Origin of the sequence: Kitasatospora cathayae, from assembly GCF_027627435.1 — a bacterium.
Lineage (GTDB): Bacteria > Actinomycetota > Actinomycetes > Streptomycetales > Streptomycetaceae > Kitasatospora > Kitasatospora cathayae.
Map to the genome: position 1 here is coordinate 39,512 of NZ_CP115452.1, position 20,994 is coordinate 60,505.

General features: G+C 69.9%; 18 protein-coding genes. 10 read left to right on the plus strand and 8 right to left on the minus strand.

Annotation, left to right across the window (positions count from 1 at the left end; translation table 11 throughout):
• Nucleotides 1-151 precede the first annotated feature (151 nt).
• Nucleotides 152-1,414: a beta-ketoacyl-[acyl-carrier-protein] synthase family protein gene (locus O1G21_RS40680; protein ID WP_270151859.1), complete on the minus strand. Its 1,263-nt coding sequence runs from the start codon at nt 1,412-1,414 to the stop codon at nt 152-154.
• 65 nt (nt 1,415-1,479) lie between these two features.
• On the opposite strand from O1G21_RS40680, the gene O1G21_RS40685 reads away from it, so the two are divergent.
• Nucleotides 1,480-2,100: a TetR/AcrR family transcriptional regulator C-terminal domain-containing protein gene (locus tag O1G21_RS40685; RefSeq protein WP_270151860.1), complete on the plus strand. Its 621-nt coding sequence runs from the start codon at nt 1,480-1,482 to the stop codon at nt 2,098-2,100.
• A 502-nt stretch (nt 2,101-2,602) separates the two neighbouring features.
• On the opposite strand, the gene O1G21_RS40690 is transcribed toward O1G21_RS40685, so the two are convergent.
• Nucleotides 2,603-3,052: a hypothetical protein gene (locus tag O1G21_RS40690; protein WP_270151861.1), complete on the minus strand. Its 450-nt coding sequence runs from the start codon at nt 3,050-3,052 to the stop codon at nt 2,603-2,605.
• A gap of 302 nt (nt 3,053-3,354) precedes the next feature.
• On the opposite strand from O1G21_RS40690, the gene O1G21_RS40695 reads away from it, so the two are divergent.
• Entirely contained in the window at nt 3,355-3,528 is a 174-nt protein-coding gene (locus O1G21_RS40695) for a hypothetical protein (RefSeq protein WP_270151863.1), read from the plus strand.
• Nucleotides 3,529-3,535: 7 nt separating this feature from the next.
• Here the strand turns inward: O1G21_RS40695 and O1G21_RS40700 are convergent, their stop codons facing one another.
• Nucleotides 3,536-3,796, minus strand: coding sequence for a hypothetical protein (locus tag O1G21_RS40700; protein WP_270151864.1), 261 nt, complete (start codon nt 3,794-3,796; stop codon nt 3,536-3,538).
• A 162-nt stretch (nt 3,797-3,958) separates the two neighbouring features.
• Here O1G21_RS40700 and O1G21_RS40705 point away from each other — a divergent pair, with 162 nt between their 5' ends.
• From O1G21_RS40705 to O1G21_RS40725, 5 genes are all read left to right on the plus strand, one after another.
• A complete protein-coding gene (locus O1G21_RS40705; RefSeq protein ID WP_270151866.1) occupies nt 3,959-5,317 on the plus strand; it encodes an AAA family ATPase in 1,359 nt (452 codons plus the stop codon).
• 44 nt (nt 5,318-5,361) lie between these two features.
• Nucleotides 5,362-6,057, plus strand: coding sequence for an HNH endonuclease (locus O1G21_RS40710; protein WP_270151868.1), 696 nt, complete (start codon nt 5,362-5,364; stop codon nt 6,055-6,057).
• Nucleotides 6,058-6,181: 124 nt separating this feature from the next.
• Complete coding sequence (locus O1G21_RS40715) at nt 6,182-7,255, plus strand: DNA polymerase III subunit beta family protein (RefSeq protein WP_270151869.1); 1,074 nt, start codon at nt 6,182-6,184, stop codon at nt 7,253-7,255.
• A gap of 40 nt (nt 7,256-7,295) precedes the next feature.
• Nucleotides 7,296-7,949 (plus strand): hypothetical protein, encoded by a 654-nt coding sequence (locus tag O1G21_RS40720; RefSeq protein ID WP_270151871.1) that lies wholly within the window; start codon nt 7,296-7,298, stop codon nt 7,947-7,949.
• A 245-nt stretch (nt 7,950-8,194) separates the two neighbouring features.
• Entirely contained in the window at nt 8,195-8,845 is a 651-nt protein-coding gene (locus tag O1G21_RS40725; RefSeq protein WP_405000860.1) for a transposase, read from the plus strand.
• A gap of 349 nt (nt 8,846-9,194) precedes the next feature.
• Here the strand turns inward: O1G21_RS40725 and O1G21_RS40730 are convergent, their stop codons facing one another.
• The 3 genes from O1G21_RS40730 to O1G21_RS40740 all read right to left on the minus strand — a co-directional run bounded on the left by O1G21_RS40730 (nt 9,195) and on the right by O1G21_RS40740 (nt 13,563).
• Nucleotides 9,195-11,261: a multicopper oxidase family protein gene (locus tag O1G21_RS40730; protein WP_270151873.1), complete on the minus strand. Its 2,067-nt coding sequence runs from the start codon at nt 11,259-11,261 to the stop codon at nt 9,195-9,197.
• A 183-nt stretch (nt 11,262-11,444) separates the two neighbouring features.
• Nucleotides 11,445-12,338: an endo alpha-1,4 polygalactosaminidase gene (locus tag O1G21_RS40735; protein WP_270151875.1), complete on the minus strand. Its 894-nt coding sequence runs from the start codon at nt 12,336-12,338 to the stop codon at nt 11,445-11,447.
• A gap of 343 nt (nt 12,339-12,681) precedes the next feature.
• Nucleotides 12,682-13,563 (minus strand): hypothetical protein, encoded by an 882-nt coding sequence (locus O1G21_RS40740; protein WP_270151877.1) that lies wholly within the window; start codon nt 13,561-13,563, stop codon nt 12,682-12,684.
• 1,147 nt (nt 13,564-14,710) lie between these two features.
• Here O1G21_RS40740 and O1G21_RS40745 point away from each other — a divergent pair.
• The 3 genes from O1G21_RS40745 to O1G21_RS40755 all read left to right on the plus strand — a co-directional run bounded on the left by O1G21_RS40745 (nt 14,711) and on the right by O1G21_RS40755 (nt 18,192).
• The gene (locus O1G21_RS40745) at nt 14,711-14,908 is read left to right on the plus strand and encodes a hypothetical protein (protein ID WP_270151879.1); all 198 of its coding nucleotides are present in this window, start codon (nt 14,711-14,713) and stop codon (nt 14,906-14,908) included.
• 77 nt (nt 14,909-14,985) lie between these two features.
• Entirely contained in the window at nt 14,986-16,740 is a 1,755-nt protein-coding gene (locus tag O1G21_RS40750; RefSeq protein ID WP_270151880.1) for a DUF6895 family protein, read from the plus strand.
• A 624-nt stretch (nt 16,741-17,364) separates the two neighbouring features.
• Entirely contained in the window at nt 17,365-18,192 is an 828-nt protein-coding gene (locus tag O1G21_RS40755) for an IPT/TIG domain-containing protein (RefSeq protein WP_270151758.1), read from the plus strand.
• Nucleotides 18,193-18,291: 99 nt separating this feature from the next.
• Here O1G21_RS40755 and O1G21_RS40760 read toward each other — a convergent pair whose 3' ends face one another.
• Both O1G21_RS40760 and O1G21_RS40765 read right to left on the minus strand, forming a co-directional pair.
• Nucleotides 18,292-19,239: a hypothetical protein gene (locus tag O1G21_RS40760; protein ID WP_270151760.1), complete on the minus strand. Its 948-nt coding sequence runs from the start codon at nt 19,237-19,239 to the stop codon at nt 18,292-18,294.
• A 362-nt stretch (nt 19,240-19,601) separates the two neighbouring features.
• On the minus strand, nt 19,602-20,774 hold the full coding sequence (locus O1G21_RS40765; RefSeq protein ID WP_270151762.1) for a Mu transposase domain-containing protein: 1,173 nt from the start codon (nt 20,772-20,774) through the stop codon (nt 19,602-19,604).
• Nucleotides 20,775-20,994 lie beyond the last annotated feature (220 nt).

The window sequence follows — 20,994 nt, forward strand, 5'->3', positions numbered from 1 at the left end:
TCTCGGTCGGCGTTGCCGTTGGGGTCGATGAACTTCCGTGGGTTCGGAGCGAGGGCGGCCAGGCGGCGTGAGACCGCGACATGCGCGAGCGGACGGGTCTTGACGTTCGATCGGCGGCGACCCTCCACGGACAAGGGCGCGTTCGCGTGGCTCATGGTGTCGCCGGGACCGTACGGGGCGTGCGGTGCCGTGCGCCGGTGACGATGAGTGAGACGTTCTGTCCGCCGAAGCCGAAGGAGTTGCTGAGCACGGCCTGCTGGGGGACGTCTCGTCGCGTTGTGACGACGTCGAGGTCGATGTCGGGTCCGACGCCGGCTGCGGTGAGGTTGCGGGTCGGCGGGATGACGCCGTGTTCCACGCTGAGGACGGCGATGAGTGCCTCGATCGCGCCGGCGGCGCCGAAGAGATGGCCGAGTGCCGCCTTGGGGGCGGTGACGGTGGCGCGGCCGAAGACCTGCCTGATGGCGTGTGCCTCGGCGACGTCGCCGGTCGGGGTTCCGGTGGCGTGGGCGTTGATGTGGCTGATCTGCTCGGGGGCCAGACCGGCTTGTGCGAGGGCCTTGCGCATGGCGGAGACCTGGCCGGAGCCGTCGGGGGCGGGTGCCGTGATGTGGTGGGCGTCGGCGGCGATGCCGGCTCCCGCGAGCACCGCGTGGACGCGCGCGCCCCGGGCGTCGGCGTGCTCGGCGCTTTCGAGGACCACGACGGCGGCGCCCTCGCTGAGGACGAATCCGCTGCGGTCCGCGGCGAACGGCCGGGACGCCGAGGCGGGTTCGGCGGTGTACCGCGATAGTGCCTGTGCCTGGGCGAAGCCGGCGACGGTGATCGGGGTGATCGCGGCCTCGGTCCCGCCCGCGATGACCACGTCCGCCTCGCCGGCGCGGATGAGCCTGGCCCCCAGGGCGATCGCCTCGGCACCGGAGGAGCACGCCGAGACGGGCGTGTAGACGCCGGCCCGTGCGCCGTATTCGATGCTGATCAGCGCCGCCGCCGCGTTGGGCATGAGCATCGGTACCGTGCGGGGCGAGACACGCCGCGTCCCGGCCGACTCCAGTGCGTCGTCCTCCCTCAGCAGGGTCCGTACGCCCCCGATGCCCGTGCCGATCGCCGAGGCGAGCCGGTCCGGGTCCACCTGCGGGGCACCGGCGTCGGCCCAGGCCTCGGCGGCGGCGATGAGTGCCGCCTGCTGCGAGCGGTCGAGCCGCCTGGCCCGCACCGGCGGCAGGGACTCGGCGGGGTCGATCGCCATCGTCCCCGCGGCGGTGTCGGGAAGGCCGGCGTCCTCGTGGCCGCGCAGGGCGCCGCCGCGGATGCCGGACTCGCCGGCGAGCAGGGCGTTCCAGGTGGACTCCACGTCTGCGCCGAGCGGTGTGGTCGCGCCGAGTCCGGTCACGACGACTTCAGTGCGGTGCATGCCCTTCGGCCTTTCTTGTATGCGATACAAGCGAACAGCCAAGTTGTATCACATACAATTCGGGTGTGGAGAAGAAGCGAACCGAGGCCCGGCCGACGTCGGCGCGGTCGCGTGACCGCGGTCGCGCGACGAGACGCCAGCTGATCGAGGCGACCGCACGGCTGTGCGAGGAACGGCCCGGCGCCGAGCTGAGCGTCGCGGAGATCGCGAACGCGGCGGGCGTCTTCCCCAACCAGGTCACCTACTACTTCGGTTCCAAGGACTCGCTGCTCGTGCACGCCGCCTTCCTCGGCCTGCTGCACGACGCCCGACGGATCGAGCGCATCGGTCGCCAGGCCCCCGACGCGGCGACCTTCCGGCGCAACATCGCTCGCGCCGTACTGGCCATGCCCTCGCTCCCGTCGGTCGCGCGAGCACTCGCCGCCGCGATCTCCAAGCCCGAACTCGCCCCCGTGGTCGACCGGCACCTCCAGTTGCTGTTCCGGCAGTCCGAGCGCTTCGTGAGCCAGCTCGTCGAGGGCCGCGGCTGGAGGGTCGGTCGACCGCTCGACGTGGAGGCCAGGACGTTCTGGAGCACCGCGCTCGGCGCCGTGCTGCTCGTCCGCGCCGGGGCGCACGGCACCGGCGCGGACCTCGACCTCGCCGGAGCGCTGACCGTCCACGACGACGAACCCGAGCGCGGCTAGGGCGTTACTTCGGATCCGCGGGCGGACCGGATGAAGACGCCGGCGATGTGGAGTCCGGCGCGGAACACGGTGGCGGTGTTCTCGAAGCGGGTCGCCAGGCCGCGCCAGTTCTGCGGCTGTTCGCCGCGAGGTGGATCTCGGTGGTCAGCCCGCCCCGCTTCGGCGTCTGGTCCAACAAACAACGGCTCTGTGCGCGCCCATCGCGTGTCAGTCAACGGCACGACCGGACCGACGATCCGGTGATCGGAAAGCAGGCCATCAGGTGGGGGTGGTTCGGGCACACTGGGGCGATGAACTCCGGGGCGGGGCTTGGCGAGGACGGCTGGGACGCTGACGGAGCCCTCCGGGCTGCGCTGAGGCGTACGGCCGAGGGGATCGGGCTTGCCCTGCCCGAGTGGGACGGGAAGTGGGGTCGCCTCGCGGAGTACGTCGACGCGAGGACCGGTCGGCGTGTGTGTGGGCCGAGGGGACGAGCGGGCCGCCCTGAGCCTGACTGCCCGGCTCAGGATGCGGTGGCGGGCAGGTGCCGCGGCCGGGTCCGGAGTGTGACCACTAGGGTGGCCAGGCTCACGGACAGGAGCGGGACGAGGATGCCGAGGGGACGGGCGTCGAGCAGGCTGTGGAAGATCCGGTTGGTGCCGGCGACGGCCAGGAGGGCGCTGCCCAGCGCGGTGACGACGACGAGAACCGGAGCGTCCCGCGATCCCCGGCGGAGGCAGATGGTGGCGTAGACCCAGAAGCACACGACGGCTGCAGCGAAGCTGAGGATCAGGAAGCCGGTGAACCCCGCGACGAGATTGTTGAGTTCGGCGGTCTCCTCCTCGGCGGAGCCCCACTGGTCCCGGGGTGGCAGGTGGTTTCCGGGGGAAGGCCGCAGGGCCAGAACGCAGAAGGGCGCGACGCCCCAGAGCCAGGCCCCGGCCTGCGCCAGCCGAACCGGCAGAAGCCGCACGGGTAGGAGGCGGCCGGCAGGGGCTACGGGCACTGCGGTCATCGCGGTCTCTCCGGGGGAAGCGGCTGGTGAGGACGGGTAGAGCCTCGCCGAACCGCTCTGGCCGTCGCATGAGTACGGCTACTCATCCGTGCAGGTCCGAACACCAGGCGGACCGCAGTGACGTTTCCTCAGACCCGTTGCGAAAAAGCATCATCGCTGCTGTGAGCGCCGTGGTACGTTCCGTAACCCCAACAGAAAACAGTTGACCCCGGCGGTGCTACCAACACCCCGGGGCCCGGCACCAGGAGCAGAACCTCCCGATGCGCGTCCATCGTACCGAACACGCACGCCACTTCACCGTGCTTCCCAACGCCGTCCTGCAGTTCCGTCGGCTGAGCTACACCGCCCGCGGCCTGCTCGCCTTGCGTTCGACGTCCTCGACCTCGGCCATGGTGACTGGCGGGAACAACGGCCCGCGCGGGGCGTCCGCGTAATACGCGGTCACTTCTTCGGCCCAGGATTCGAGCCGAACCGACCCATCGCCGCCTGTCCCCCGCAGGCCCGGGTGTGGCCGGGGTCGAACCAGCCGGCGCCGTAGCGCTCCGCGATCCAGGCGCTCGGCACCTTCGCCCTGTCGAAGCGCCGCCCCGGATCCCAGGCCCGGAAACGCAGCTTCTCGATCAACGCATCGTCGTCCGCCGGCTCTTCGGCGATTCCAGGATGCTGGAGCGACGCAGGGGACTCGGGCGAAGCGGCGGTCATGCGCCGAGAGCATAGTTGTGGGCGACGGAACCCACCTCGGCCTACCCGAGGACCTCCGGACAGAAGACCTTCTCCGTCACAAGTCGCGGCGCGGATAGAGTCGTCGCAGCAGCCCCGGAGCGGGGTGCACCGTGAAAGAAGAGGGCTGGAGGACGGCGGGGCATGTACCTCAAGAACGTGCGGGTGCGGAACGTGCGCGGGTTCCGCGGCGCCCGTGAGGTGGACCTCGACCTGACCCGGCCCGACGGCTCCTACGCCGGGTGGACGGTGCTGGCGGGCCGCAACGGGTCCGGCAAGTCCACCCTGCTGCGCGCCGTCGCCCTGGCGGTCAGCGGACCGAGCGCGGCACGCGGGCTGGTCACCGGCTTCGACTCGTGGATCAGCGACGAGCGGTCGCAGGCGGTCGCGGAGGTCCGCCTCCACCGCGACCCGTCCGAGGACGGGTTCACCACGGGACGGCCCCCGGCCGACGCGTTCTGGGCGGGCCTGAAGTGGACCGCGCCGGACGCCGCCACCGCGGCCGGCCGTCACGCCCAGCCGGCCCTGGGCCCGGTGGCGTACAAGAAGGCGCCGACGGCTGCCCAACGGGGGCCGTGGGCGGACAACCCGGTGGGCTGGTTCTGCGCGGGCTACGGGCCGTTCCGCCGTCTCGTCGGAGGGTCGGGGGAGGTCCAGCGGCGCATGGCGGGGTCGGGCGCCGTGGCCCGGTTGACCAGCCTCTTCCACGAGGACGCCTCGCTGGCCGAAGGCGTCAGCTGGCTCATCGAACAGCACCTGCGGTCCCTCGAGAACCGCCCGGGCGCGGCCGAGCTGAAGCGCACCGCCCTGGAGATCCTCGGCGACGACCTCCTGCCCGACGACTACACCATCGGGGACGTCGACTCCGACGGCCTGTGGGTCGCCCACGGCGGCCGGTCGTTCGCCCTGCGGGAGATGAGCGACGGCTACCGCACCGTCGCCGCGCTCGTGGTCGACATCCTCAAGCAGCTCCACGACACCTACGGCGCCCTACACGTCGAACGCGACAGCGGCCACCCGGTCGTGACCGTCCCCGGTGTCGTGATCATCGACGAGATCGACGCGCACCTGCACGTGTCCTGGCAGAAGCGCATCGGGGGGTGGCTCAAGCAGCACTTCCCGCTGGTGCAGTTCCTGGTCACCACCCACAGCCCCTACATCTGCCAGGCGGCCGACCCAGCCGGACTGATCCGCCTGCCCGGCCCCGACGTCGACGAAGCCCCCGAAGTCGTGGACGCGGACCTGTACGACCGGGTGGTGTTCGGCAGCGGCGACGACGCGGTGCTGTCCGAGCTCTTCGGCCTCGACACCCCGTACTCGCAGCGCGCGGACGAGGCCCGGGCCCTCCTGGTCACGCTGGAGATGAAGATCGTGGCCGGCGAGGCCGACGAGCAGGAACGCGAGCGCTACCGCCGGCTGAAGCGGACGCTCACCAGCTCGCCCTCCGCCCGGGTCGACGAGGTCGCCGCACGGCTGCACTCCCTGACCGGGCACGTCGCGTGATCCGGATCCGGCGGCCACCCCTGCCCGAGCCGCCGCGCTCCCGCATGGCCGAGTGCACCTGCGAGATCGTGCTGGCCCCGGAACCGGAGATCAGGGCGCGAAAGCTCTGGAACCACACGACGGTCCGAACCCACGTGCACGCGCCGCTGCGGGACCTCCTCGCGGAGATGGCCGCCGGGCGCGAGCGGTGCATGTACTGCGGGGACAACCAGGGCACCGACATCGACCACTTCGAACCGATCGACCGCCACCCGATGCGAGCCTTCGACTGGACCAACCACGTCCTCGCCTGCTCGCTGTGCAACAGCCACCTGAAGCGCGCCGCGTTCCCACTCGACGAAGGCGGCAGGCCGCTCCTCATCGACCCCACGGCCGAAGACCCGACACCGCACCTGCGCCTGGTCCTGGCAGCCGGCATCTACCACCCGCTCACCCCCCGAGGCCAGGCCACCATCGACCTGTTCGACCTCAACCGAGGCCTGCTGGCCAAGGGCCGGGTCAACGCCTTCCACGTCACGAAGGCCTGCGTCGCCCAGTGGGCCCATGCCACCGCCCAGGGCGACCACGATGCCGCCGCCCACTGGGCCACGGTGGTCAACGAACAGCCGATAGCCGACGTGGTGCAGGCCATGCTGCACCAGGCACTCGACCCCGCCGCCGAGATCCTCTTCGAGGACGACCCGCAGCTCCTCGCCCACCTCAGGGAGCCCCGGCTCCGGTCGGCCCTGCTCATCGCCTAAGTGGTCGAGTTTGGAAGTCCTTCGGGGGTTGACGCTGAGGAAGCTCTTGTGCCAGGTGAAGGCGTGGAACCCGGGCGAAGGGCGAGTTGACCTTCAAGTTGGATGAACGTCGACAATCGGGGCCATGGACGGCACCACGGAACTACTCAGCATTAGCGCCTTCGCGCGGCGGGTCGGTCTCGCTCCGAGCGCCCTGCGTTTCTACGACGACTGCCGTGTCCTGCGGCCGGCGTGGGTTGACGGCGCGACTGGATACCGCTTTTACAGCCCTGCGCAGGAGGCCCGTGCCGCTCTCCTACGCGGTCTGCGAGATGCGGGACTGCCGCTGGCTGAGGTTGCCGTGGTGCTCGACGGGCCCGAGCACGAGGGTCGAGAGGTGCTGGAGCGGCACCTGGAGAGGATGCGGGACCGGACGCAGGCGGCCAAGACCGCCATCGCGGCGGCTCTGCGATCCCTCTCGACTGCCGACAGCAAGACGGAAGCGCGAATCGGCGGCGTGGAGTTGGCCAGCGCTGTCCGCCAGGTGGTCCCGGCCGCAGCCTCCGACGTGGAACGCCCTGCACTTGGCTGCGTCCTCATCGAGATCGATGACGGCGAGGTCCACCTGGTGGCTACCGATCGCTATCGCCTGTCGATGCGTGTCCTGAGGCCTGCGGCCCTCGAGGGAGGGCCCTGCCGTCTGCTGGTGCACGCGGCTGACCTGATCGAGTTCGGGCAATGGGCGGCGCGATTCCATCAGGTCACTATTCAGGTCGGACCGGACCGGACCCGAGCACGCAGCACGTCAGAGTCCCGTGTCCTGGTGACGGTCGATGACCAGTTCCCTGACTACCGCGAGATGCTCTCGGCTCTGGCCCCGCCCGAATACCGCGTGATCGTGGATCGCCTGGCCCTTCGCGACGCGGTCAACAGTCACGGCGACGCTGCACGTATCGCTCTGAGCTTCTCGGGGGACGAGATGACCATCTCTCTTCCCGATCGCTCCATCGCCACCACCCTGCCCGCGGTCTGCCATCAAGACCTGCCGCAGCGGATCGGCTTCGACCCTGCCGTCCTGGCTCCCGCTCTGGAGGCCAGCGTCGGGCCCGACGTCCTGCTGGAGATCGCCGCCGCGGACCGACCTGTCGTGGTGCGCTCCGCGGACCAGGGCAGCTTCACCACCCTGGTCATGCCGGTCGCCCTCAACACCTCCAGCTGATCCCCCCTTGACACCGCGCCCTCATCACCTCAGGAGAACCATGACCGACCCCGAGAACATCGTCGTGCAGCTGTGCGTCCAGGGCATGCAGGCCGAGACCGAAGGACGAGACGCCCGAGCCCGCGACCTGTTCCTTCAAGCGTGGGAAGCAGCCGAGGACGACTACGACGCCTGCATCGCCGCGCACTACCTCGCCCGGCACCAGCCCACACCGCAGGAGACCCTGCACTGGAACCAGGAGTGCCTGAACCGGGCCGACAAGGTCGGCGACGACCGTGTCCGCGGCTTCTACGCCTCCCTTCACGGCAACATGGCCCGGGCCCACCGGGACCTGGGCCAGATCGACCAGGCCCGCGAACACTTCGAGTCCGCCGCCAAGCACATCGACGACGTCCCAACCGGCCCCCACCAGCAATGGCTCCGCTACCGCATCGCCGCGGGACTGCGTGCCACCACTCCGGCCGCACCACAGCAGCACGAAGACCCGGTCGGCGAACTCCTCACCAAGCTCTGCGCACGCGCGGACCTCGAAGCTCTGAGTTTGCTGTTGCCCCCGTACATGGGCAGCCTCGGTACACCCGAGGACGAGGAACAGATCACCGCCGCCATGCGCATGCTCCACGCCGAGCGTCGCCTTCCCGACGATGAGCAGACCGCCCTCAGCCACGCGATCAAGGTCCGGTCCGCCGCGTGAGCGCCCGCGCCCCTCGGTGACGCGCGAGACACGAGCGTAGGCCACCGACCGCCTTCCTGGGCGCCGACGAACCTTCAACGATCATGATGGCCCGCCGACCTGACGGTCGGCGGGCCATCAACATGCCGGTCACTACCGCTCTTTCTTCTGCCTCCTTGGAGATCCAACGAGGCAGAAGGAAGAGCGGTGGACAGTCGAAATCATTCAGGCTTATCAGCCTGCCGCAGGATCCGGGGGACGGGTACGTGGCCATACGCGCTGCCGTGGCGGTGGTGCTGACCGCCGCCGAGCGCCACCGGCTGAAGAAGATGGCTTACGGGCACAAGACTCCACACCAAGCCAGGCAGCGTGCCGCAGTCGTCCTCTTCGCGGCACGTGGCCGGAGTAATGCCAGGATCGCCGCCGAGACCCACCTGCACGTGGGCTACGACGTCCACCGCGCCCGGGTGTTCGGCCGTTGCGAGCCGAAGACCGGCATCGTCCCCTTCATGAACCTGGTCACCCAGGTCATGACCACCGAGCCCTACGCGAGCGCCAGACGCGTCTTCTGGATCGTCGACAACGGCTCCTCCCACCGGAGGAAGAAGGCCATCGACCGTCTGACCAAGGCGTTTCCGAACGCGGTCATGGTCCACACCCCCGTGCACGCCTCCTGGACCGATCAGATCGAGATCTTCTTCTCCATCGTCCAACGCAAGGTCGTCTCACCCAACGACTTCACGGACCTGACCCAGGTCCGGGACCGGCTCCGAGCATTCGAAGACCGCTACAACGCCACAGCACAGCCGTTCCAGTGGAAGTTCACCACCTCCGACCTGGACGATCTGCTGGCCCGGCTCGACCGACACACACCCGCCGACCGACAAAAAGAATCCTCCGTCGCCCTGGCAGCCTGATCAACCCCCGAAGGACTTCGAGCGTCGACCACTAAGGTGCCGCAGGCGGGCAGGTCCACCTTCTCGCTACGGAGTGCCTCCATCCGCCCCCACCGGAAGGAATTGGTCGGTTGACCCCTGCGCGTTACAGGGAGGAGACGGGCACCGGTGCGACCGGTTGCAGCACGACCGGCTGACCCCTGCGAATACAGGGAGGACGCGTGAGCGACGACCCACTGCTGGTCCGCCGCCGGCGCAGCGCCTCGCCGCCGCCCTGTCCGCCGCGGTGAGGCTTCCGACCGGCGGGGGCACGGTCGCGGACTCCCGCTTCCTTCGTCCCCGCCGCCGGGTGATCACCGCTGAAAAGGATTCAATGGCTGTGCCGATCGAGTACCTGCAACGGCCGCATCATTTCATTGTCCTCATGGTCCATGATGTGACAGTGCCAGACGTACCGTCCCGCAATGCCAAAGCGAACCTTGACACGGGTGATATAACCCGGCAATGCGATCACGGTGTCCTTATATCCGCCTTCCCCCGGTTGCGGGGGTGACGACGCGCCGCCCGTGACTTCCTGGCGGCCGAGGACCTGGAATCCGATCTGATGGATGTGGATGGGGTGCGCGTCGGGGGTGAAGTTGTACAGTTCCCAGATCTCCGTGTCGTCCTTCACCGGCGTCTCGGTGACCGGGTCCGACCACAGGAGCGGGGTGGCTGAGCCACTCGGCGAAACCGTGCCGAGTTTGTCCATCGTGGGCGCGCCGGTGAAGTACGCGGAGTCCTCTTCGTTGAGTGACAGCTTCCGGACCGTCCGACTCTCGGGAAGCGCCGGGATCGGGGGAAGCACGATCTGTGACGGCGGGACGCTGGTATCGGTGGAGGCAAGGGAAACGACGGTGAATTTCATGACCTGCCCCGTGGTCGTGATATTCGCCGGCGTGAAGTCGGTGACCGGTGCGCCGCCGTCGTACGCCTCGTCCGGGCCTTCATTGATCAAGTAGAGCCCGGTGCCGACCGGAGTGCCGGTGAAGTCGACCACCACGTCGGCGCGCTCCGCGGGGGCCAAGAGGAGTTGATCCGACTGGACCGGGGCCGGCAGGAATCCCTGGTCGTTTCCGATCTGCCAGAAGGGCAGTGCGGGGCTGACGGGGCGGGGGGCTGTGGCGTCAGCCGCGATCTTCAGGATGAGAGTACGGGCGTTGCTCGCGTTGAGGATGCGCAGGCGGTACCGCCGCGGTTCCACGTTGAGTACCGGCCAGGTGTTCCCGTTGACGACCATCGTGGTGCCGAAGAACTCCGGGTTCCAGATGGGCGGAATATCGGTGGAGGGGATCCATGGACCGTCCGGCGGGGTGTCCCCGAAGTATCCGCGACTGCTGGGGAAGAACAGCGACCCGTCCGCTTTGAAGGACTTGTCCTGAACCACCAGGGGGATTTCGTAGGGGTGGGCACCGTGGGCACCGTCTCGCCCGGACGCCGGCCCGGGAAGCACTCCCGAGGGGAGGTCGGCGGGTCCGCCTCGCAGCAGGTAGAAACCGGCAAGGCCCGCGTAGACATTCACCCGGGTCATGCCCAGAGCGTGATCGTGGTACCAGAGCGTTGTGGGACGCTGATCATTGCTGTACGCGAACGTCGCCGACCCGGGGCGCCAGCGGACGCCGTAACGGTCACGGAACCGCCCGGCGAACCGATCGTAATAGGTGCCTACGCGGGCATAGTCACGAGGAATATCACGAGATGCCGGCAGGTACCAGGCTTCGGGGTATCCGTCACTCTCTTCTCGGCTGTACCCCCCGTGCAGATGGGTGACGACGGGAACAGGTCCCGTGTACGGCCCGGGAGTGGTTGAGAAGGTCGGCCGGGAATCACGTCCGGCGCTTCCGCCAGGAGGGTTCGCCCAATGCAACGTGGGGTCCACAGCGCATAGATGGGGCAGATAGAAGCCGCGCGAGGTGACGAGGTCGTTGACCCATGTCACGGAGATCGGTCGATCCACACGGGCTTCAATGGTCAGGCCTGGCGTATGAAATGATTGCGGGTGGCCCACGGCCCCGTAACCCCAGACCGTGGTGGCCGGCATCCCGATCGGCAGCATTTGCTGTCGGAACTGACGGATCGCGATGTGGTAGGAGTCCCGGCCCTCGCCGGGCATCCTATCGAGAAGAAACAGCGGCGTTCTGTACTTGGGTACGGATGACGGATCGAGCGCTTCTCCCGATGGCCGTGAAGGATGCGGGTGGTGCCGGCGGCTTCGAAGAGCACCCGGCCCGGACGGAGAATCGACGGCGTAGGCATGTCCGTCCGCGAGTGCGCCGGCGAAACCTACGGCACCGACTGCCGCAACCGTGGTTTTGAGCAGCCCGCGTCGACTCGGCGGAGAACTCTCGGCGATATCGGCGGCCTGCGAATTCTTCAGAGAATCGGCATCCTTGATCACGCTCGAATGATATGCGCACGACATGGAATGGGGCGTTGTTTCCGCCATTCGACACGCCCCACTCCTTAAAGTCCGATCATTAGGCTATTACTGCGACGGCGGATCTTCCTTCCAGTGATCGAAGCCGATCGCCCCGCGCTTCGTGGAGCGATCGGCACCGCTTCCGGAAACGGGTGGACTGGTTCAGCAGGTCTGGCGCAGGTAGCCGGGGTCGCTCGGTGGAACGGCGTCGAGGTCGCGCCGCACGATGCTGATGCGGGTCCCCCAAGTCGTGCACGCCGCCTGGAGGCCCTGCTCGTCGTACTCGATGTCGAATACGCCGTCGCCGAACGCGTCGGTGTACCGGTCGCACTCGCCGTACGTGCCGCACTGTTCCACCACCGCGAAGTCGAGGCCCAGTTGCTTCCGGTCCGGGGCCAGCTCCGCCGCGTTCTTCTGGGCGATGGCAAGGCCTTGTCCGTGCGCGTGCGCGACGAGTAGGGACTGGTACGCCTCGGCGTCGGCCGCGCTCAGCAATTCGGCCGACCGTGTGTAGCTGTCGTAGTTGTCCGGCTCGACGGCGTTGAAGCCCTTGGTGGCGCACTCGTCGATCCAGCCATCCACCTTCAGAGCGATCCGCTGCCGCTTGGTGTCCGTGCTGATGTCCAGCAGCGCCTCGTTCCAGGTGGTGTCGTAGACGACGTTGCCGGCCTGGTCCCGGAGCAGGAGGTCCCGGTCCCATTCCTGCTCTGCGTCCGGCTGGGCCTGGAAGCCGTTGACGTAGCAGATGTTGTAGATCCCGGGTGCCGGGGACGCCCCGTGGTCGCGGCTGACGACGGACACACCGGCCGGCGGCTGGTACGGCCCGCCGATCTGGTAGTCGAACCCGGCGTGCACTGGAGGCATCGTCACGGCGGGCGGGGCCGTCGCCGGTGCCGGTGTTCCCTCGGACGTGGAAGGCGAGATCGTCACCGCCGGTTCCGTGGTTCCGCCGGAGGAACCGCATGAGGAGACGGCGAGAACGGCTGCCGCCGAGATCGTCAGCGCTACGGCGATCCCGATCCGCGACCTGCGGGATCGACCATGGTCAACGGGCATCATCGGACTCCTGGACGACGGGGCATGTCCTCGGGGCGGCCCCCTCCTGCGGTGCCGGAGACACGAGGGACCACCCCGGCGCCTTCCTCCCGGGACTGGTCGCCTGCCTGGTCGGGCGGGACGTCGATGGGGCGGCGAGGCCGCGGCGCAGTGCGGCTGCGGTGCTACCGGGCACCCGGGTTCCGTGCGGGAAGCGGACGCAGCGGGGTGATCGCGTCGTCGGGGTCGGCGCACGGGGGCACTTGGCCGTCGGCGGCATCGGAGACCGGGCGACGGCCGTCGACGGCGGCCGAGGCCTGGCCGCCGTCGACGTGTGGAGGCTGCGGACAGCGGGCCCGGTGGGTCAGGCCACGCAGCCGGGGACCGCGGTGGGGCTGCCGAAGCAGTTGGTCGGGTTGTTGGCGAGCACGGCGGTGAAGTCGAGCGTGACGCTGCCGCCGTCGTTGTAGACCCCTCCGGGGGCGTTGGTCGCGAAGTTGCTGGCGACCTTGCTCCGGGTGAGCGTGGTGGTGGCGTCGGCACCGCCGAAGTTGGCGATTCCGCCGCCCGCACCCGTGGGCCCGGAAGCCGAGTTGTCGACGACGTCGCTTCGCGAGACGTTCAGCGTACCGTCGTTGGCCACTCCGCCGCCCAGCTCGAGCGCGTTGTTGTTGACGACAGCGCTCTTGTCGATGGTCATGTCGCCGTCGTTGCCCAGACCGCCACCGTTGTGGAGCGCGCTGTTGCCGCTGATGAGGCTGTGGTCGACGCTCGTGGTGGACCCGGTGGCGCCGCCGATCCCGCCGTAGAGGTCGGCGTGGTTGTCGCGGATGAGGCTGCGACTGACGGTGAGGGTTCCGTCGTTGCGGATGCCGCCCCCGAAGTCTCCCGTCGCGTCACCGTTGGCGATGATGGCCTCGCAAAGGCTCAGGTTGCCCGTCGAGTCGACCATGAGGATGCGGAAGGCCGGCGCGGCCGGGTCACGGGTGATGGTGGCGCCGTGACCCTTGATGGTGATCGTGTTCTGGATGGACGGCAGCGGGGTGGTCAGGTCGTAGATGCAGCCCGGGGCCAGGGCGAGCGTGCCGCCGGAGGTGTTCGCGTCGGTGATGGCGCTCGCCAGCGCGTCGGTGGTGCACGGGACGAACGTCCGCGCGGCTGCCGGGGTGGCGGCCAGGCCGGTGACCATGAGGGCGGCCGCCCCGAGAGCGCCCAGCGCGCGGATCGCCAGCTTGCTGCGGTTCATTGCTTCTCCCTGGTGTCGAGTGGATCGTCCACGGGGCCGCGTGCGGCGTGTCCGGGAACGGGTCGGGGGTGTGCTGGGACCCGGGCTCGTGGTGGCTTGAGCCCTCTGGTGTGGTCCGGTCGCACCTGTGCGGGCATCCGGCCTGCGACTGCCGGGGCGCAGCGGTTGAACGTCCGTGCGTCAGCCGGGCGGTGGGCCCGGGGTCCGGGCGGGCGCGGTGAAGGCGCCGCGGTGTCGGAGACGGCAGTGCGGTGGCAGAGCCCGGCACCGCCTCCGGTGGGTCCTCGGTTCGGGCTGACGGCCTGCGGGGGCGTCATGACGCTCACCGTGTTCGCGCCGTCGTCGCTCACCTAGGAGGAGGGAGCGTTCGGGGTGAATGCCACCTTGCTCGCAGCGGTGTCGGTCACGTTCACGCCGCCACCGGCGCTGTTCGCCACATGGGCGCGGCTGCCGTTCGGGGTGACCGCGATTCCGGTGGGCCCGCCCCGCCCGGCACGGTCGCGTCCTTCGCCGCCGGTCCTGCCGGCAGGCGGTCAGCCGCTGAGCTCATGACGTCCCCTCCGATCAAGCGGGGACCGTCGACGTCCAACGGCCGTCGCGTTCACGACGGCCGACACGACGTCGGCTCCTTACCGGGGGCGCCCGACGGCTGCCGGACCGGGAGCACGCGTCTCCTGAGGTCCGACGCATTCCCCCGGCAAGGGATGGGCGGCCCACCGGGTGCAATCGCTACGAGTAACCCACAGGGCCACAGAAGGCAGCCATCGAAAGGTCTGCTTCTCACCCGAACGGCCGAGCGCGCTACCCGGGAACGATCCCGCACGTGCCGTCCACCCGGCCACGACGACCGCTTCCCCGCGTACCGCGGCCGCACCGCCCGACAGGGCGCATCGCCGGAGGGGCCTGGCCGGCGGCGTCAGCGACGACCGAACGGCGTACCCGACGCTCGATCCGTCCACGCGACGGTGTCGGTGGACGCGATCGACGAATCCGCACAGCGAGGATACGGAATATTATATCCAGGATGGACTGCTCGGGTGAATTCAAACATTCACTGCTGACATCCGCTCAAATCATTGACACGATCGAGGATGAGTATTCCGCGGATAGGAGTCCGCGGAAATCATCGCCCCGGTGGAGGTTCGCCATGACCAACTGCCCAGCTGTCGACGCCCGAGCCGCTCTCGCCTTCCTCCAGAACAGCGGACTGATAGACATGAACACCACTCTGGAGCAGTTGGTCAGTGCGACCACCACGCTCGGAGAAATCTCCGGCTATGTGCTGGCCTGGGACAAGTACGTGCTCGTCGTCCCGTCCGTGACCGAGGAGGCCGCGCAGGCCTAGCCTCGGACTGCGCCGTACGGGGCGCCCGCGTCAGGCGAGGCGCAAGGCCGGGTGACATCGACTCATCAGGGGCGGCTGTGGCTGACACGTGGCGCACGGTGGAACAGGGAGCGGTCTCCTGGCTGGCCGCACACCGCACCCGTTTCGACCCCGACGCCGCCGATGAGGGGCGTGTGCTGTTCGTCCGCAAGGCGCTCGTCGAGGTCGCGTTGCTGGTCGGACTGCGCGCCCGGGCGGAGTCCGGATCCTTCGACGACGCCGACTATCAGACGCTGTTCGACCAGGTCACCGCAGTGGCGGCTCGGGCTTCGTACCGCGAGCTCGTCGCACGCGACGAGCGGGCCCTGCTCTTGTACGCGGGCACCTATGCGTCACAGCGGTTGTGCGGGCGGCCCGACCGCGAATTCGAGCGCCTCATCGGCCAAGCGGTCTCCGGGCGCTACGCCGCCTGTTTCGAGCGTGTTCCCTTTCGGCAGCTGGATCTGCTGCACACGCTGGAGTTGGCCGGAATCGATCACGGAATTCCGGAGGCCAACGCTGTCCTGCCTTTCTCCCTGCTCTGCGCGGATCCGTCCGTGCTGAAGCTGAGCGACGGCGATGTCTACGCGATCACGCACACCGTGTTCTACGCCACCGATTTCGGTCGGCGCACCCCCCGGTGGCCCACCGGATTCGATCTGCCGCAGGCCGTGGAGCTACTGGAGGCACTCAGCCTTCTGTGCCGCCGGAAGGAGAACGCCGACCTGGTCGCCGAATTGCTCTGCTGCCTGCTGTGCCTGGGGATCCGGGACTCACCCGAGACGGAACGGGCATGGGCGTTTCTCGCCGACGTACAGGAACCCAGCGGGCGGGTCGCCGGGCCGGACGGCGTCCTCCCGCCGGAACTCGAGAACGGCGATCCGGAATACCGCGGCTGGGCCACCGGCTACCACACCACGATCGTCGCGGCGCTGGCCGGCCACCTCGCCCGCGACGCAGCCGTGATCCGGCGGCCGCGCCCCTCACCTCCCCGGTCCGCCGGCAGGGGACGACTTGAAGCCGCGATCCGGCGCGCCATCGCCTGGCTGACCGATGACGCTCCCGAGGCGCCCTTCGACGACGCGGTTCCGGCAGCCGGCGCGGCCTCGCGCGCCGCACGCTCCGTGGGGGAGCCGCAACTCGCCGCCCGGACTCTCACACGTCTCGCGCAACGTGCCGACGGCGCCCTCGCCCAGCCGGTGGCCTGGGGGCAGCAGGGCGTCGACGCGGTCGCCGAGTGCGCGCGAGGACTGTCGGCCTGCGGACTGGCCTGCGACTCCCTCGACCGGTTCCTGACGGACACGGCGGGAACACTCACCGGACTCACCGCCGTTCCCACGACCGCCGCCGGCGGAGTCAGGCTGCTTCAGGACCTGGGTCGGCTCACCGCGCAGCAGGCGGACTCCCTCCTCGCCTCCACCGACCCGGCGAGCCTGCTGGCCGAGAACCGTTCGCCCGCGATCACCGCCGTGGCCTTGGCACAGTACGCCGACGGCCGACCGCTTCGCCTCGGCGGCGACGCCTCCGTCTGGCGTTCCGTCGCGGAGCGGTTCGCGGCCGCGCTGCCGGCCGCCTGCCGGAGTTACCGACTCGAAGAGGTCGCCGCGCTCCTTCAAGGGCTGGGGGTGGTCGGCTGGGCCGATCACCGGATCACCCGCGACGGGGTCGACTTCCTGCTCTGCCAGCAGCACCCCACCGGCGCCTTCGGCTACCCGGCGCGCGACGACCACCGGGAGCGGGCGACGGCACAACGCGGCTGGACCCGCAGTTGCGTCGTCGCCCTTTCATGCCTGTACGACCTGTACGACGAGTGAGCACCCCACCGCTCCCGCGTCCTCCCGGTACGGTTCCGCCGCACCCCGTCAGCCACCGCGCTCGTCGACCAGGTGGCGCACGACCTGGGTGGTTTCGCGGCGCTTCCATGTCCGGGCCCGCTTCCACGGCGACGCGACTGGCCGACGCCTCGACGCTTCGTCTTGCCACGCTGGCGGGGTCCGGCATTCGCGACGGGCGTGCGCGGACATATCGTCGCGCTGGGCCTTTTGGGTGACTATTCGTCAATACTGTTGCTTCATATCCATTCTTTCGGGTTAATGATGCCGTCTGAACCGGCGGGCCGCCCATCCCCGTGCCGGGAAGTCCAGCTGGCGGCCCGTCCGTTGTCGCAGTCCCCGCCGCTCGGACACCGGGGCCGATCGGTCCGAGCCGGCCCGGTGTCAGCTCACCGGCACGCATGGACGCCACCGGTCCGGACATCCCGTAGTCGCGACGGTGTCGGCACCCGCGGCCAGGTATCTCCCGTCCCGTCCTTCGGACTCGCTGCCGGGCGCAGTGCGCCGGGTCGAGGCAGTGGCCGGACAGCGCACAGGACCGGCGACGGACGGCGTGGCCGAAGGTCCACCCGGCCGCCATCACCGTTCTCACACAGGAGACACATCGTGAACGCAACCGTGCACGCGACGCCGTCGGCGCCGAACCTCACGCTGCCCTGGCCGCTGCCGCCCGTGCTGTTCGCGGACATCCCCAACGCGGGGCCCGCGGCCGGCGGCAACACCGTCACCCTCACCGGTCTGGGCCTCAACGCCGCCACGCAGGTTCTCTTCGGATCGTCTCCGGCCACCGTCGTGGCCGGAGACGTCCTCGGCTTCAGTCTCGTCGTCGTGGCCCCGCCTGGAAGCGGCACGGTGGGGGTGACCGTCACCACCCCGAACGGCACCAGCAACGCCGTGGCCTACACGTACCTGGTGGCCTCGCCGCCGCCCGTGCCCAACCCCACGGCCATCACGCCCGTCTCCGGCCCGGTCGCCGGCGGTACCGCATTCATCATCACCGGTACCGGGCTCGCCGGGGCGAGCGTGACCTTCGGCGGCACCCCGGCCACCGTACTGGCCAGCACCGCGAACGTGATCGCGGGTCTGATCCCCGCGCACGCCGCGGGCAACGTCCCCGTGGTGGTGACCACCGCCGGTGGATCGGCGAGTGTTCCGGGCGGCTTCACCTACCTCGCGCCCGCGCCGCCGGTCGTGACCGTGCCCATCACCCCGGTGGTCAGTATCCCGGCGGGTGGTGGCGTGTTCACCATCGTGGGGACCGGTCTCACGGGTGCGACCGTGACCTTCGGCGCGACCCCGGCGACGCTGACCACCGACACCGACGTCCTCATCACCGGCATCATCCCGGCCGGTACCCCGGGTACCACCGTCAACGTCACCGTGACCACCCCGGGTGGTACGGCGTTCGCCGGAACCATGACCTACACCGCCTGATCGATCCCGCGGCGCAGCCGGCCTTCGGACGACACTCCGAAGGCCGGCTACCCGTGCCGCTCCCCGGTGGTGGCCGCCGCGAAGACCCCGGTGTCACCGTCACCGCTTCCCCCAGTCCCAAGGGGCCGACCGGGCGCCGCGTAGGCACGCCACCTGGTGGACCGCCAACTGGCGGACCTGGAAGTCAAGGTGGGCGCGGCGGACGGTGTCCATGACGGCGGTGAGCACGACGACGTCCCGCACGACCCGGTAGCCCGACCACGCGCCGATGTGACCGTAGGGCACGGCGGCGTCGGCCCGGCCGTGCGCGGTGTAGGTGTCGTCGTAGGCCCGCAAGTCGTCGCGGTGGCCGCGCAGTAGCTCGTTGCGCCAGCGCGCGGCGACCAGGTCCCACTCCCGGTGGCCGCGCCACAGCGGTCTGCGCAGCGCCAGCCGCGGGTGGATCCCGTCGTCGTGGCAGCGGGTCAGCTGTCGGGCGCCGAGGATGACGGTGGGCGGAGTCGGCCAGTCGACGTCTTCCCACTCCGCGCGCAGCCAGGCGGCGTGCTCGCGCAGGAACCAGCGGTCGGACTCGCTCAGCGGGGTCTTCTCCAGGTCGTCCAGCAGACCGGCGAACGGGTCGTGGTCCTCCAGCCACGGCGCCGCCCCGGGAGGGATCCGGTGCACGGCGGCGGTCACCCGCGCGCTCAGCGACTCGTCCCTCCGCTGTTTCCCGGGGTTGTGCCAGAAGGTGACGGCCCGGCCGGCAGCCGTGCGGACGCCGCTGTAGTACGGGGCGGCGACGGCCACCCGGTGCAGTTCCAGCAGCTCCGCGCCCCGCACCAGCGCCCGCGCGTCGTCCAGACCCGTCTGCACCAGGGCGATCGCACGCGGCGCGGGCAGCGACCACACGTTGACGGGGTGGTCACTGACCAGCTCGGCGTGCCGGGCGTCGTCGCCGGAGGCCGTGCAGGCCTGGGTCAGGGCCACGTAGGACGCCGTGACGTCCCGCCTGCGGGCGTGGCTGGTGGTCCTGAGCAGCGCGCTGGTGCTCGGTCCGATGCTCACGGAGCATTCCTCGGATACGAAGTCGGTGGGCAAGGAGTTCTGTCCGGGACAGTTCCAGGTGCTGTCCCGGAGCGGTCGGCGCCGCGCGACAGTGGTACGCACCGGCATCTCCGCCCGTACCCGCGTGCCGTCCAAGCCGGGGTCGGCGACGCGGCGTCCGGAGGCGTTCCCGGCGACGGGGGACAGGCTGCGGCCGCTGGTCGGGTCGAGGCCCACCGGGTTGTGTTCGGGCTTTCGGGAGCCCGGTCGGTGGCGGACGTACGGGGCGCACCGCTCGGGGCGTGCTGCAGGACGGCAGTCGACGTCGTACCCGGCTGACCTCCTCCGCGGCCATGCGACGGTGCTGGTGCGCTCGGCGGCCGTCAGTCGGCGGCTTCCGGTGCGGATGCGCGGTGCCGGAACCGACTCCGCGCAGGGGAGGCGGATCCGTCTCGCGATTCCGTGGCGCGGGCGAGCGGCTTGGTGGGCTGCTGGTCGTCACGTCGGGACGGGGCCTGGTCCTCGTCCGTGGCGGCCCGACACCGCGGGCGACGGGTTCTTCCTGCCGCCAGGGCTCGCGCCCCGGCGCCGGAGGTCCGGTTCGGCCGTTCCAAGGTGATCGGGCCACTGTGCTCGGCGACCGTCTGGCCCGCCCCCCTCGGAGCCCTCGGGAAGCGGGCGATGACCGCCCCGCGAGTGGTGGTGACCGACAGGTGTGGTTCGTCCAGCCGACGGCGGATCCCCACCTCGTTACCGGCGAGACCCGGGAGCAGGTAGAAATTGCCCTCGAACGACACGCGTCCGTGAGGATCGACCCTGCGCTGAACGCAGATGCGAGCCGGGAACGGCTTCGGGGGCAGCGGCAGCAGGGCCTGGGCGCTGCAACCCGTCCGTCGGTGCCAACGGTCCGAGCGCTCGGCCAGGCGGTCGAGGCTGTCCTGGGCCGCCTGCACGCTGGGTTCCTCGGCCGCGGTGTTCCACCAGTGAAGGACGACGGAGCGGTGGGCGCGGACGACGGGGCCGGGCGCTTCCATCTGCGGGCGGATCGCGATGGAGGCACCGTAGTGGACCGCGATCTGGTGGAAGACGGCGGTCACCTTGCCGGCCGTCGAGCAGACCGGCCGGGTCCGGTCGAACAGCCAGCGCTCGCCGGTGCCGCCGAGGCGACGCAGCACCTGGTCCAGGGCGGCCACGTAGTGCGGGAGGTCGTCGGTGTCGGCCAAGGCGGCCCGCCAGCGGCCGGATCGCGTGAGCGAACCCATGAGCAGGTGCACCTCGCGCCCGCTGTCCCATTCGACCGGTGGGGGCGGAAGCCGTACCCAGTCGAACCGCAAGTCTTCGACGGTGCCGCAGCCGGGGCTGGCCCTCCCGCGGTGGCACGATCCGCAGCGCGGACGCGTCAGGTGCCTGCGCAGGGCGCGGGTGAAGGTCGAGTAGGCGCGGTCGTAGCCCAGCTCGACGATCTCGCCGTAGAGCACGTTCGCCTGTAGGTGCGGATCGTCGTCGAGTCGTTGCTGGCAGTACGGGACGAACTGCAGGAAATCATCATGGGTCACTGCTCGGATTCCTATGGTCCGCTCTCCGTTGAGGTAGGCCCTGACGGTCTTGCGGTCACGGCCCAGGAATCGGGCGATTGCGGAGATGGACCAGCCCTGCTGGTGCAAGGCGAAAACGTCTCTGCATTCCTCTGGACTGAGCATCCGAACCTCCTAGCCATCAGACTTCGCCGCCGCAGGGTCCTTGAATTAGTGGCGGCCGCCAGGCATGGTCGAAAAA